This window comes from Flectobacillus major DSM 103 (genome assembly GCF_000427405.1).
Lineage (GTDB): Bacteria > Bacteroidota > Bacteroidia > Cytophagales > Spirosomataceae > Flectobacillus > Flectobacillus major.
The window spans coordinates 553,728-568,685 of sequence record NZ_KE386491.1 but is presented as its reverse complement, the minus strand read 5'-3'; the positions used below and the strand labels follow the sequence as shown (position 1 = coordinate 568,685).

Annotated in this window: 10 protein-coding genes; 4 read left to right on the top strand and 6 right to left on the bottom strand. The window is 38.7% G+C overall.

The window, feature by feature from the left end; all coding sequences use genetic code 11:
• Positions 1-53: 53 nt before the first annotated feature.
• Positions 54-992 (bottom strand): thioredoxin-disulfide reductase, encoded by a 939-nt coding sequence (trxB, locus tag FLEMA_RS0104225; protein WP_044170784.1) that lies wholly within the window; start codon positions 990-992, stop codon positions 54-56.
• A gap of 450 nt (positions 993-1,442) precedes the next feature.
• On the opposite strand from trxB, the gene FLEMA_RS0104215 reads away from it, so the two are divergent.
• The 4 genes from FLEMA_RS0104215 to FLEMA_RS0104200 all read left to right on the top strand — a co-directional run bounded on the left by FLEMA_RS0104215 (position 1,443) and on the right by FLEMA_RS0104200 (position 7,539).
• Complete coding sequence (locus FLEMA_RS0104215; RefSeq protein WP_026994388.1) at positions 1,443-2,714, top strand: cation:dicarboxylate symporter family transporter; 1,272 nt, start codon at positions 1,443-1,445, stop codon at positions 2,712-2,714.
• Positions 2,715-3,142: 428 nt separating this feature from the next.
• Positions 3,143-5,416, top strand: coding sequence for an NADP-dependent malic enzyme (locus tag FLEMA_RS0104210; protein ID WP_026994387.1), 2,274 nt, complete (start codon positions 3,143-3,145; stop codon positions 5,414-5,416).
• A gap of 223 nt (positions 5,417-5,639) precedes the next feature.
• A complete protein-coding gene (locus FLEMA_RS0104205; RefSeq protein ID WP_026994386.1) occupies positions 5,640-5,990 on the top strand; it encodes an Hpt domain-containing protein in 351 nt (116 codons plus the stop codon).
• 328 nt (positions 5,991-6,318) lie between these two features.
• Positions 6,319-7,539: a glycosyltransferase family 2 protein gene (locus FLEMA_RS0104200; protein WP_044170782.1), complete on the top strand. Its 1,221-nt coding sequence runs from the start codon at positions 6,319-6,321 to the stop codon at positions 7,537-7,539.
• A 298-nt stretch (positions 7,540-7,837) separates the two neighbouring features.
• Here the strand turns inward: FLEMA_RS0104200 and FLEMA_RS0104195 are convergent, their stop codons facing one another.
• Genes FLEMA_RS0104195 through FLEMA_RS0104175 form a run of 5 tightly spaced genes read right to left on the bottom strand, consistent with a single transcriptional unit; the run spans position 7,838 to position 14,956 of the window.
• Positions 7,838-9,004, bottom strand: a complete 1,167-nt coding sequence (locus FLEMA_RS0104195; RefSeq protein WP_229359344.1) for a glycosyltransferase family 2 protein — start codon at positions 9,002-9,004, stop codon at positions 7,838-7,840.
• Positions 9,005-9,049: 45 nt separating this feature from the next.
• Positions 9,050-9,931 carry a glycosyltransferase family 2 protein gene (locus FLEMA_RS0104190; RefSeq protein WP_026994383.1) on the bottom strand — a complete coding sequence of 294 codons (882 nt, stop codon included), beginning with the start codon at positions 9,929-9,931 and terminating at the stop codon, positions 9,050-9,052.
• 4 nt (positions 9,932-9,935) lie between these two features.
• Positions 9,936-11,147, bottom strand: coding sequence for a glycosyltransferase (locus FLEMA_RS0104185; RefSeq protein ID WP_026994382.1), 1,212 nt, complete (start codon positions 11,145-11,147; stop codon positions 9,936-9,938).
• 10 nt (positions 11,148-11,157) lie between these two features.
• Positions 11,158-14,157 (bottom strand): SPOR domain-containing protein, encoded by a 3,000-nt coding sequence (locus FLEMA_RS0104180; protein WP_026994381.1) that lies wholly within the window; start codon positions 14,155-14,157, stop codon positions 11,158-11,160.
• Between the two features lie 4 nt (positions 14,158-14,161).
• Positions 14,162-14,956 carry a TolC family protein gene (locus tag FLEMA_RS0104175; protein WP_026994380.1) on the bottom strand — a complete coding sequence of 265 codons (795 nt, stop codon included), beginning with the start codon at positions 14,954-14,956 and terminating at the stop codon, positions 14,162-14,164.
• Positions 14,957-14,958: the final 2 nt, after the last annotated feature.

Below are 14,958 nucleotides of genomic sequence, written 5' to 3'. Positions count from 1 at the left end.
ACCCAACCAAAAGTATCTATTTTGGTTCAATATATTGTCCTTTATAATCATAACTAGTGTAATTCATTGGCTGCCAACCAACGTTCGGCATCTAAAGCTGCCATACAGCCTGTACCTGCGGCGGTTACAGCCTGACGATAAATATTGTCTTGGGCATCGCCACAAGCAAACACACCTTCAATATTAGTATTGGTTGACCCTTTCACTGTTTGAATATAGCCCGCTTCGTCCATATCCAAAAACCCTTTGAATATATCTGTATTAGGCTTGTGACCAATCGCTACAAAGAAACCTGTTACTGGCAACTCTTTGCTTTCGCCTGTATTCACATTTTTGATTCTAACCCCCGTTACACCATTGCCATCGCCCAAAATCTCTTCTGTTTCTGAAAGCCAGTGGATTTCGATTTTAGGGTTATTTTTTACCCTTTTTTGCATAATCAACGATGCACGTAATTCATCGCGACGAACAATCATGTGTACTTTTGCACAAAGATTGGCCAAATATGTAGCCTCTTCGGCGGCAGTATCGCCACCACCTACAATGGCCACTTCTTGGTTACGGAAAAAGAAACCATCACATACAGCACAAGCCGATACGCCCAAGCCATTGTATTTTTGCTCAGACTCCAAGCCCAACCATTTTGCCGAAGCACCAGTAGCAATAATTACAGAATCGGCTGTAATTTCGGTAGCTCCGTCGATAGTTACTTTTTTAGGTGAAGTCGCAAAATCTACTGAAGTAGCCAAGCCATAACGCACATCTGTACCAAATCTACGAGCTTGTTTTTCCAAATCTTGCATCATTTCTGGGCCTTGAATTCCTTCTGGATAACCCGGAAAATTTTCTACATCATTAGTGATTGTTAACTGTCCGCCAGGCTGGCTTCCTTGATACATTACAGGTGCTAAACCAGCACGTGAAGCGTAAATTGCAGCGGTATAGCCTGCGGGTCCTGAGCCTATAATAAGGCACTTAATATGTTCTGCCATTGTAATTTTAAAAAATTGACTGGATTCTAAATTTCGATATAGCTAGACCTGTTTGTTGGGTCGTTGACTTATTGCTCAAAGTGGAGGTATCCAGCAAAGCCCACTTCAATAAATAGGTCTAAATCGTAAACAAAAATATATTTACAAAAATTGCAGAATAATACCAAAACGCCAAATTCTTTTATAATAGTACCTATTCCTTCTTAAAATATTTACACTTTTTTCAGAAACGCTTTGTGTCTATTCTTTGGGTTTTTCGCTTTATTTCAGTACTTTTTCAAATAATAAAAAACAACCTTCTTTAATTTTGTATGGTTTACTTACTGATAAAGACGCATTTTTGAAGAGCTTTGTTGCCAATAACTCATATATTTTTCTAGTTTACAAAACAGGTGACAACGACTAAGCTTTACTCTTGCCACAAACCTAAACACTCAGTTTCACTATTTTATGAAAAAACTATTTACAAATCTTACTTTCTGGGTACTAACAGCTATTACCCTTGGTATTTTATTAGGGCATTTTGCCCCAACGTTGGCCTTATATCAGTTTATGCCCGAAGCCATCAAATTCAAGTTGCTGGGCAACGAAGTAAGTATTGGTAACACCCTTAGTGAGTTTTTGAGTGGTATTTTTATTAGTGTTGTCAAACAATTTATCAACCCTATTATCTTTTTAACTATTACATTAGGGATTGTTAGTATGGGCGACTTGAAAAAGGTAGGAAAACTTGGTGGCAAGGCTTTGCTATACTTTGAAATCATTACAACGGTTGCACTTATTATTGGAATTGTGGTTGCCAATGTGATTCAACCAGGTCATGGCGTAGTTACCGATGCCATCAAGGGTGGCGATATTTCAAAATATACCAAAGGTGCAACCGAATTTAGTTGGCTTAAATTTTTTCTGGACAATATTACCTTACAAATTTTGGTACTAGCAATTGTGCTAGGCTCTTTGCTCAATTCGTACAGTGGCAAAGAGCAAATTATTAGTCTTTTCAAAAAAGCGTCGGGGATTATTTTTACTGGGCTACATTTTGTTATGAAACTAGCCCCTATCGGAGCTTTCGGAGGCATGGCTTTTACTATTGCCAAATATGGTTTAAAAACGCTTTTGCCCCTAGCCAAGCTTATGGGAACTGTATATATTACAATGGCAATATTTATTTTTGGCATACTTTCGCTAGTCTTGAGGTATTACAAAATAAGCCTGTGGGGCTTTCTGAAATATATCAAAGAAGAATTATTGATTGTTTTAGGAACGTCGTCGTCGGAGGCAGCTTTGCCCTCGCTTATGCAAAAACTCGAACGCATGGGCTGCTCGCAGTCGGTAGTGGGCTTGGTTGTGCCAGCAGGCTATTCGTTCAACCTCGATGGCACTACCATTTATTTGTCGATGGCTACTATATTTTTGGCACAGGTATTTAATATACATCTTACTATCGAGCAGATTTTTACGATTATTGGTATTTTGATGGTTACGTCGAAAGGAGCTGCAGGCGTTACAGGAAGTGGATTTATTGTACTGGCATCGACCCTCACGGCTATTAGGGTAATACCTGTCGAAGGGCTAGCTTTACTTTTGGGAGTGGATAGGTTCATGTCAGAAGCTAGGGCTATTACCAACTGTATTGGCAATGGAGTGGCTACTATATTTTTGGCCAATAATGAACAAGAATTTGACCACCAGAAAATGCTTAGGGCCTTTAACGAAGCTTAGGCCTAAGGCTTTGCTAATAAGTATAGTTATTGACAAAGAGCTTTTTTTGCCTTAAAGGGGTAATCTTAGGTAATATTTTACAGAATTTTATCCCTTTTGTATAAATTTATTTTTGGGTCAAAAAACATCATTCATTAGGCTATTTAAGCATTTTACAAAGTTTTATACTGATTTACGGGCTTGTTTTATACGATTTATTGCATTTTTTTAGAAAAAATAAAATTTCCACTGTTCAATACGCACCTATCAAGATTTGCTTACTTAGGATATTTTTATAGACTTTTCAGAATCAATCTACTAACTTCGCCCTACTCAATTCATCTAAAACAAACATAATCGGCGTATGACGCGAGGATTTTATGCGTTGTGCCTTCATGCCTGAACAGAACTTTAACATAGAATCCCCGTGGGACAGTCACCCAATTAACATGAAACAAATATCAATTAGAAAACAAGATGCCCTTGATTATCACTCCAAAGGCAGACCCGGCAAAATTGCTGTAGTACCTACCAAAGAAACAGCTTCACAAAGAGATTTATCGTTGGCGTATTCTCCAGGCGTTGCCGAGCCTTGTCTCGAAATTGCCGCCAATGTCGAAAACGTGTATAAATACACTGCCAAAGGCAACTTGGTAGCAGTTATTTCAAATGGTACGGCAGTTTTGGGCTTGGGCAATATTGGTGCCGAAGCTAGTAAGCCCGTTATGGAAGGAAAAGGGGTACTATTCAAAATATTTGCAGATATTGATGTTTTTGATATTGAACTAAATACACAAGACCCTGAAGATTTAATCAAGACTGTCAAGATATTAGAGCCAACTTTTGGTGGTGTCAACCTTGAAGATATTAAATCGCCAGAGTGTTTTGAGATTGAAGAGCGTTTGAGAAAAGAGCTCAATATTCCGATTATGCACGACGACCAACACGGAACGGCCATAATTTCGGGAGCAGCTCTTTTGAATGCCTTGGAATTGGTCAACAAAAAAATCGACGAATGTCAATTTGTGATTTCGGGAGCAGGTGCAGCCGCACTTTCTTGTGCCAAATTGTATCTTTTGTTAGGAGCAAAAATTGAAAATATGCTCATGTTCGATAAAGATGGCCTTATTCATAAAAAACGTACCGACCTCAACAAATACGTAGCTCCGTTTGCTACCGACCGTGACGGTATTGCTACTTTGGCCGATGCCATGCACAATGCAGATGTATTTTTGGGGCTTTCGGTAGGCAATATTGTTTCGCAAGACATGATTAAGTCTATGGCCAGCGATGCCATTGTATTTGCAATGGCCAACCCTACCCCCGAAATTTCGTATGAAGATGCTGTAGCGGCTCGTCCAGATATTATTATGGCGACAGGACGTTCAGACTACCCGAATCAGGTCAATAACGTATTGGGTTTCCCTTATATTTTTAGAGGTGCCTTAGACGTACGTGCTACCGAGATTGACGAAAACATGAAAATGGCAGCAGCCAAAGCCTTGGCCGAATTAGCCAAAAAGCCTGTTCCTGATATTGTAAACTTGGCTTATAACGAAAAAAACCTTTCGTTTGGCCGTACTTATATTATTCCAAAACCTGTAGACCCTCGCCTTATTACAACGGTTGCCCCGGCGGTAGCTCGTGCGGCTATGGAGTCGGGAATTGCCCAAAAGCCTATCGAAAACTGGGAAGCCTACGAACAAGAGCTAGCCAAACGCCTTGGACTCGACAACCAATTGATGCGATATATTATTAATCGTGCCAAGCGAGCTCCTAAACGAGTGGTTTTTGCCGATGCCGAAAATCTAAAAGTATTAAAGGCTGTTCAACAATCAAGAGATGAAGGTATTTGTCAGCCAATTTTGTTGGGAGATGTCAACAAAATCAAGCGTATTATTGGTGAAAACAATTTGGATTTGTGCGATGTAAAAATCATTGATACTCGTGACCCACAAAATGCCGAACAATTGAAGAAGTACGGAGATATTTTCTTTGAAAAACGCAAACGCCGTGGCTACAACCAATACGAAGCTCATAAGCAAATGCAAGTTCGCAATTACTTTGCGGCGATGATGGTAGAAACTGGCGATGCCGACTGCGTAATTTCGGGTTTGACACGTAACTACCCAGATGCTATTAGGCCAGCATTACAAGTAATTGGTAGAGACGAAGGTGTAAAGAAAGTATCGGGTATGTATATATTGCTTTCAAAGAAAGGCCCTATTTTCTTCTCGGATACCACTGTAAACTTCAACCCTAGTGTAGAGGATATTGTTGAGATTACCGAATTGACAGCCAAAGCCGTTGAGCAATTCAACCTCAAGCCAAGGATTGCTATGCTAACGTACTCAAACTTTGGTACTGCCGATGGCGACGATGCCGTAAAAATGCGAGAAGCTACGGCTATTTTGCAGAAGAAACACCCCGAAATGATTGTAGAAGGTGAAATGCAAGCTCACTTAGCTTTTGATACCGATTTGGTACGTGAAAACTATCCATTCTCGAAGCTTGCCGAAGAAGGAGCTAACGTGTTGATTTTTCCGAATCTTTCGGCGGCTAACATTTCTTACAACTTGCTTAAAGAAACAGGCGATATCGAATATATCGGCCCAATTTTGTTAGGTCTTCGCAAGCCTGTCCATGTATTACAGTTGGGGTCGTCGGTACGAGAAATTGTCAACATGGTAGCAATTGCTGTGGTAGAGGCTCAGTCAAAATAAGTTTTTTCAGTATTATTACCAAAGCGGCTCAGTATTGAGCCGCTTTTTCTTTTATGGAAGACCTATTGCTTTTATTGGTTATTTTTCTACACTTACATAAAAATAAATAAACGTATTCATGAAAGTAAATACTGTTTTTACTATTAAGCTTTTAAGTTTTTTACTATATTTGACAATAATACTAACTAGCTATTATTAGTTCAAAACTTGACCACATCGCAATATGTTTGTATTCAACCGTCAAATCAATAAGCAATATCTCTCAGAGGTTTATGCCGACGACCAAGAAATCATCACGGTGATGATGACTATTTTTCTTACCGACAGTATTCCTACTTGGAGAAGTGTGGCTGAGCTTCTACAGCAAAATAACTACAAAAAAGCAGGCGAGCTGGTACATCGTATCAAACCCTCGTTTACGATGGTTGGTCTACAAGATTTTCATGACCCTATTCAAGAGCTAGAAACTACCCTAAAATTAACCCCTGAGCCTTCCAAAATAGCCTCGCTTTATGAATTGATTGATACGGAAATACAATTTATATTACCCCAAATAGAAACATTTCTTGGCTAAAACAAACGATTACAATTATAGCTAACACACTACTACTTGGACTAACCCATACCCAAAATACCAAGCAGCTTCTAAGTAGGAATATGGCATCATGAATAGTGTTTTTTTTTACAATAAACAACTCATTACCAGACCATTAATTATTTTTAAAATTTCAACTTCATTTTGCACTATTACTTAATTATACAACTTGCCTAATTATTTATCTGACTTTTTTTTGCCCATAATATCTATTTATGGCTTGGTGTTTGATATATGTTTTACAATAACCTTCCTGTATAAAAAAATTGACTTAATCACACAAAAGCACATCACTAAACATCTGAATATGAAAAACTTACTGGAACTATTCCTTGGTGTTTCTATTTTCTTGGTATTGTATACCTATCTAGGATATGGTATAATAGCATGGGGACTTGTCAAAATCAGAAAAGTTCTTGGAAAAACTTTTCCTATCATGAACGACCCCTCGTATCTGCCCAGCGTAACCTTGGTAGTACCTGCCTACAACGAAATTTCGTGTGTAGAAAGTAAACTTTTCAATTCGCTGAGTCTTGATTATCCTGCCAAAAAAATAGAATTCCTTTTTGTTACAGAAGGCTCTACCGATGGAACTACCGAATATATAGAATCTATAAAAAAGCAATATCCCAACGTTCACCTTATTGGCGGCACCGAACGCCGAGGCAAAATTGAGGCCATGAATATGGCTGTACCTACTATTACAACGCCTATCGTGATTTTTACCGATGCCAATACTACGCTAAACAAATTAGCTATTAAGAATATTGTAAGGCACTTTAAGGATGAAAAGGTAGGAGCTGTAGCTGGCGAAAAACGTATTCAGCTAAATGATAGCGAGGCAGCCGCTGGTGCTGGCGAAGGTTTATACTGGAAATATGAGTCTTTTCTGAAAAAATTAGATACCGAATTGTACAGTGTTGTAGGTGCTGCTGGCGAACTTTTTGCGGTAAGAACACCCCTGTTTCAGCAAGTAGAAAAGGATACCCTACTCGATGACTTTGTGATTTCGCTCCGAATTGCGGCCGACGGATACCGTGTAATTTATGAGCCAGAAGCTTATGCTATAGAACGCCCTTCTTTCTCTATCAAAGACGAAATGAAACGCAAAATCAGGATTGCTGCGGGCGGTTTTCAGGCTATTAATCGCTTACAGATGCTTCTTAATGTTTTTAAATATGGTTGGCTATCTTTTCAGTACGTATCGCATCGGGCTATGCGATGGGCTGTAGCTCCGTTTTGTTTACCTCTTATTTACTTATTCAATTTTTTGATAGTTCTTCCGTGGGACAGCTCGGTTACGTTATTACCCAATTACTTTTATATAGCTTTGCTAATTGCCCAGACCATTTTTTATATCATGGCATTGTTGGGCTTTCAGCTTGAAGATAGGCAAATTAGGGTAAAATTATTATTTGTACCTTTTTATTTTTCATTTATGAATTGGTGTGCTATCAAAGGGTATTTTAGGTACAAAAATGGCCTTACTTCAGGTATTTGGGAAAAAGTAAAAAGAGCCGACGGGTAATACTCTTTTCGTAAATCCATAACATGGGTCATCTCAAATTGAGTGAATGAGTGATTATTTTTGAATATAATTTTCACGAGTAGAGACGCAATGCTTTGCAACTAAAGATGTGTCATTCTGACATTTAACATACAAAAGGCGTTCGAAATTAGTTTTCCGAACGCCTTTTGTATGAATAGCCCCTACTTTTCTATCATTTGAGCAAATTATAAGCCTCTTCAAAATTCACTTGGCTACCTGATGAATCCACACACATAGGTAGTCTCTTTTAATATTACCAAAGGTTTATCACATCATGCTACGAGTCGTGAGGGGTATGCAAAAACTTTTTCTTAGCTTCACCCATTTTTAAGATAGCTCTGATAAAACGGAAAAATAACGAAGGTAAAAGGCTAATTTCTTTCCATGTAATAAGCTTTTTCAAAAAATCGGGCGTTGATATATAGAAAGTAAATATCAGCAAAAATAGCTGTCCTATGGCCAATTGCATAAAGGCTTTGTCGCCAGAAAAGAGCGAAACAAACGAAAAGAACATCAGCATACCCAACAAAATAATGCGTGGCGGCAACAATGCCTGAAATACCTTGTTGGCATAGTCAATATTGCCTTTGAACAAATAGATAATCCCCGATGCAAAATTCTGCTTGAGATACTTAAACTGTGCGGCAATCCAGCGAGTACGCTGCTTTTCAAAAACCTCTGCATTTTGTACTTTTTCGTCATACACAATGGCATCGTCGATATAATCAAACGTTACGCCCTGTTTGAGCAAACGCATTTCTAATTCTTTATCAAATCCACCAATAGCATGGATTTCGAGCATCACATTGCGAAACAATTGATACTCAAAGGCCATTCCTGAGCCAATCAAGGCCGATGAAAGCCCTAAGGCACGATGCCCTTTCCTCAAAATATGATTATTTATTTCTTCGCTAATAGCATCTAAGATAGCTGTAGGAGAATTGGTATTTTTGGCTGTACGATGCCCTTGTACCACCTGATACCCAAGATCGAATGTGGCATTTATTTTAGTGATAAAATCAGAAGCCATAATGTTATCGGCATCTAGGATAAGAGCAACGTCGTAATTGTTGGCAATCTGACCAATAGCATAATTCAAGGCTTTAGCCTTGGTAGATACATCAAATGTTACCTCGATAGTATTGATGGGAAGTTCTCGAAGTTTGGCAACGGTTTCGGGCTTGAGCGAGTCGGCAATTACAATAACATCGTATAATGCCGCTGGATAATCCTGAATCAACGCCGTTCTTGCCGATTCCAGAATTACTTTATCTTCTTTGTAAGAAGGTAAAAATACCGCAAAACGACGCATTTTTTCGGGCTTTCGGGTAGTTGTTTTAGTATTTTTCAGCCTTCCTGCAATGGCAAAAACTAACAAATAAATCGTAAATACGCCTAGCAAGAGTAGCACAATTACAGCGATATTCAATATAATTCCCATCATTATATAGTGTTAAAGTATATGTTCAATTAAAAGTTGGTACAAGTACTAGTGGTAAATATTCCACCAAAAACCCTTCAAAAATGGCTTGATAAATTCGTATTGTTTATTCTTCACAAAAACAAGTAGGTTCTTGGGTATGGCCACAAATACAAAAAAGCTAAAACTAATAAGCCATTGTAAAAGTGTAAAATTTTGCTTCATAAACTTTAGTCTATTGCGAGTCATATAGTACATTTTGAGTGGGCTATTCTTGCCTGTCGAAACCGACTCTTTGTGCAACACCATCGATTCGGCAATATACCACACCTCAAAGCCATCGTTGCGACACCTTTTGCACCAGTCCAATTCTTCATAGTACAAAAAATAAGAATCGTCCATCAGCCCTGTTTTATCAAGTACTTTTCTCGAAACCAAAACTGCAGCTCCATGAATATAGGCTGTTTGGGTACTTTTGTCAAACTGCCCAAGGTCTTTTTGTTTTTTGCCAAAAGCTTCACCACGACCTGTAAATACGTTGATTTCGGGCGAGCCAGCATACTGAATCATATTATCCTCAAAAAAGTACTTAATTTTAGGACTTGCCATTCCTATCTTAGGGTTTTGCTGCATGGCATTTACCAAGGGTTCTAAAAAGCCTACGGGTACTTCGGTGTCGTTGTTGAGCAACAAAATATACGCACCTTTGGCCTCTTTAATAGCAAGATTATTGCCTCCTGCAAAACCCAAGTTTTGGGGGCTAATAATAAATTTGACCCAAGGATAGTCAGGTATCAATGCCTGAATACCTTGCTGAGGGCTGCCGTTATCTACCACAAAGATTTCGTAATTGGGATAGGTAATGTCTTTTACCGAATCCAGAAACTCACGTGTTACTTGTGGCTGATTATAATTGACAGCTATAATTGATACGAGCGGTTGTAAATCCATTGAGCTACGATTCTGGGTTTGTCGATACAACTTTATCCAAAATTGTATCTAATTGTACTCCTCTTTGCGACCAATCATTCGATTTTGCCATAGCAATCCGAGCTGGTTGGTTGGTATCGGCATCGGTATTTAGTAGTAAGCCTACTTTTTCTACAAATGTTTCGGTATTGTGGGCTATGGCTATTACCGACTCAAATTCTGTAAGTGGAGCAAAATCTGTTGCCACAACACCAAGGCCAGCCGCCAAATATTCATTGATTTTCATAGGATAAATCGCTGCTGTCTGCTCTGTTTTTAGAAATGGAATGATTCCTATATGAAAGATTTTTAGGTATTCCATCAATAACTCAGGAGGCTTTGTTCCTTCAAATTGGATATTAGGATATTGCCTCAATGGATCTGTTTTTTCTTTTACTTCGGGCATATCGTCCAAAACCCGCCCAACAATCATGATAATAGCTTCGGAGTATTGTTGTGCTAATTTTTCAAAAATACTATAGTCTATTCGTTGGTCGAGCGTACCAATATACCCAATAATTTTAGGTGTTTTTTTCTGAGATACAGGAACAAATGCCCGATAAAATAAGTCAAAAGTAACCCCGTTTTTTACTGTAAAAATAGGCTTTCCAACTACCTTTTTAGCATTTTTTAGCCCTTCCGACGACACTACGATAGCATCTACTTGGGTCATATATTGGTTTTCTAACCTTACTCCGTGGTCTTTGGCCCAGACACTCGCTCCTATTTCGTCATAACAATAATACACCTGCCGATGTGGTACAAAAAAATCAAAAAGACCTAATCCATAAGCTGGGTTAAAGGCATTTACCACGACGAATCGGTTAAACTGCAATGCTTTCAATGCCTTTTTAATACTTTTTTGTTGCCCCAAGGCATTAAATCTTAGCATTTTACTGAACAGCCACGTATTCTTGATAAAATTAATAGGAACAACTGGCGGTGTCGACAACACATAGATGGTAGCACCATTGTAAAGCTCGATTGTTCTGATACGTTTTTGCAAGCCTAAAATCCGTTTTATAGGAATATTAAACGGGTTTTTGAACACAGCTTGTAATACATCTTTCCAAGTATATTGATAATCGACATACAAAACCCGTCGCTTGGTGGCCAGTTCCGACATGAGTTGGATTGTACTTTTTACATAATTGCCTTCCCAAGCAGGAAATGCTACACAAACAATATCAAATTCCATATCTCAGAGCTTATTTTTGAAGTACAACAACACTCAGATTTGCCTTCTGTTCTATTTCTTGGGCTTTGGTATTGGCTTCGTTTTTATCATCGTAACTACCCACAACAACCTTATAAAATATACCTGTCGGCTTGCTCAAAATACTGATTTCGGCATTATAGCCTAATGTTTTCAATTTTTGTACTTGTGTATTAGCATTATCTCGGCTTTTGAACATCCCGCCAATGAGTCGATATTTTTTATTTTCTAAACTACTATAAGTTGTAGCCTGCTGAGGTTCGGCAGGTTTAGTCGTGTTTACAAGCTTAACAACCACTTGAGAAGCCACAGCTTTGGGCTGTGTAGCTTTTGGTTGAGGCTTTGGCTGAATAGCTGGACTAGCAGGCGTTTGAGCAGGAGCCACCTTTTGTCGCAACGATTTTACTGAGTCGTGCAAAATTTCGGCAGGAATAGTATCCAGTTTTTCTGGCGATATAATTTCTGTTGGAGTCAATGGCTCTACAAGTTTTGAGCTTTGTATTTTTGCCAAAGAATCGGCCTGATTGCCTACCAAGAAGTCGGTAAACTTCTCAAATTGAGATTCGGGCGTTGATTTCCAGAAAAGATATAACGAACACACCACTATAAATACGGCACTGATTACACCAGCTACAGCTTTGACTAATTTGAGGCGTTGCTTTTGTCGAACCCTATAATATCCTAATCCTTTGCCAGTATTTTCGTTGCTAGCACGACTTACGACAGGCGTTTCAACCTTAGTTTCGACAAAATCGCTTAATCCATTTTCATTGAACCATGCACTTTCCTCTTCTTTTTTCAGCATTTCGTATTTGAGCTTAATGCTGGTATTACGGCTTTCGCTTCGCTTAACGAGGAGGTTTTTGAAGGTTCTTCTAAACCACGAGCGTACTTTAGGGATTTCGCCTATAATACCTTCCAAGTAATCATGTTTTACCTTATTGAGAAGCATACCTACAGGATTGGCGGTGCTTTCCAAATACGTTTGGAACATATACTTATCGGCAATATCCCATACCCTTGTAGAGTCGGCCAGAAGCAATGTAAATGCGGCTTTACGAACCAAATTCACAGGAATAGGATGACTAATAAGTGGTGGTAATTCAAAGAAAATATATTCGCAATCTTCAAAATCTTGATGAACGTCGAGGTCTTTCCATGAAGTAATACTAGCAAAACTCGCTTTGAGAGCATAAGCAAAAGCAAAATCTTCTTCCTCAAAGTTGTGAGGGTTTAACCAAACAGCCTTTGACCCCCCTTCGTTGATACGAGCACATAGTTTACTAATAAAATAGCTTTTCCCTTCGCCTTTTCGAGTACTGCATAATATTACCAACTGTGGCGTAGGGCCTTGTAGGCTACTCAGTTTTTTGATACGAGAAATACACTGGTTGAGCGTGTATGTTTCTATTACATTAAAAAGAATATTATGCTTTTGAGGGTCGACAAGAGGCAAAGCTCCTACAAAAGGAACACCAATTTCTTGTTCGGCACGAGTAGGATTTTTCAAGGAATTGTCCAAGTATTCTTTGGCCACAATAAAGCCTAATGCCAATACCAAGCCTGCCATAAATGCCGCAATAATGAGCGTAACACGCTTAGACGGCTCAGGCTTAGACGGAAATTTAGCAGGGTCAATTACCCTCAAATTGGTAGACATCATGAGGTTTTGCTCCCTAATTTTACTCAAATTCAAGCTTCCCAAAATAGTCAAATATTCTTTTTCAATAACGCCAATTTCACGTTCAAACCTACTAATAGTAGACCCCAGTGGAGCAAATCTATCGTATTTGATGTCGTATTCTCGTTTTACATCTTTCATAATGAGCAAACGAGCCTGGCTTTTGTCGATACTAACAATAGCATTTATCCATTCGCTAAAATACATTTTGGCAGGAATACCATTCTTAGAATTAGCCAATTCGTAGTATTCTAGCATACTTGTCTTGAGCTTATCCTCCAAGGCAGCCAAACGGTCTTTTACATGCTTAATATCTTGCTCACGAGGTTTGCTCTCAAACTCCATGAGTGTAAGGCGAGTTGTATACAAATTGATAGAATCACGAATAGCCGAAAACTTTTTACTTTTCATGACCAAGTCTTCTTTGATACCCAATTTTACGTCGAGGTCTCTCAAAACAGCTCTATTCGACTCTATTTCAGAAATCAACGCCTGTATACGCTCTTCTAAGTCTCCTTCTTTTACGGCAACGATTTTGGTTTGTTCGTAATAGTTAATAATTCTGTTTCTACTCGAAAAATTGGTAAGGTTATCTTCCGAAGCTTTCAGGCGAGCAGCCACTTTCTGAAGTTGGTCTTCAAAATAAGCTACAACACTACCCGTTTCATTAATCTTAATATCTTTATATTTTTGAATAACAACTTGGGTAATAATCTCTAGGGTATTTTTAACAACGGCAGGGTCGTTGGCAGCATACGAAATCACCACCATATCGCTATTGTTTTGGCGATTAACCCCAAATTTGCCCAAAATACCAGCACTCGAATAAATACCTTTTTCGGCAGCCATTAGTACATTGGCAATTTTGCTTTGAGGGCGTTCTATATCTTTATAGATATTTTTGAGGGTGCTATCGAAAGATGAGCTTGCCAGTTGGGCTATTTCTTCATTGGAAAGTACCTCATGAAGTTTGCCAAAAGTATAGGAATTAGCTACTAACGAATCGGGCTTTTGGAGCATAACATGCGTTGCCAAAAGTCGTAGACCCACTTCTTCCATGGCACTTTTCGACTTCATTGTATTGAACAAATTGTCGAAAGCATTATTAACGGTTACGTTGTCTATTTTGGTTGAGCCACCCGACTCAATATTATACCCAGAGGCTAGCCCCGTGTATAACAACGAGTTGCCAGTGTACTCTCGAAGTTCATTTTTAGTTAGTCGATACACCGTAATAGCCAAGGTCATTGGTAATAAAATCACCAACCACTTAAACTCAATTATCAACCTAACAAAGCGAATTAAACTCATATTCTTATAGTAGTCTTTTTCCAATCAACACTTCCAACAAACGGACATTCATATAAAAGTTTTGTTTGGCATTTTCATACGAAAGTGCCGCACCAGCCGTAGCCTCAATTACTTTTGCCATATCGGCAACCGATATTTGTCCTTCTGAAAATTCTTTTTCAGCCATTTTTTTATTGACTTGGCTAGCAGTTTTTACGTCAATACTAATTTTCAAGACCTCTTGCGAGGCAATTACTGCATAATATTTTGCGATAACATTAGCTTTTAGTTCGTCGAGCGATATATTTCGGGCTTCGATAGCGGCCTTTTTATCATGCTTGGCAATCTTAGTAATACTTCCTTGTGTTAGTAGCGAATTAATAGAAAAGATCGCTCCAACAGCCAAACGATAACCATTATTGAAATTACTAAACGCTTCTAGTTCGCCTGTGGCCTGCTGTACCAGCAAGGATTGATTACCAGCCGAATAATTACCACTCAGGCTTAGGCCAGTCATCCATTGTTTTTTCTGAACAGCCAATTGTTGGTCAGCCCTTTTGATTTGTTCGTCTTGCTGTTTCAACAAAGGCGAATGCTCCTCGGCCATCAAAATAATTGCTTCTAAAGGAGGCAACTTAAAATCGGTATCTGCCACCGTCGTATTTTGAGCCAGTGAATTATTGAGCCCAAATACCCCTACTACCAGTATTAAAAAAGGTATATTACGAGCTAATTTTGGGATAGGCTTGTCAGACTTAGGGCCTACTACTAGCATCAAAATACTAGCTTTAAGGCGGCGTATATTAATCAATTTTTTCATTA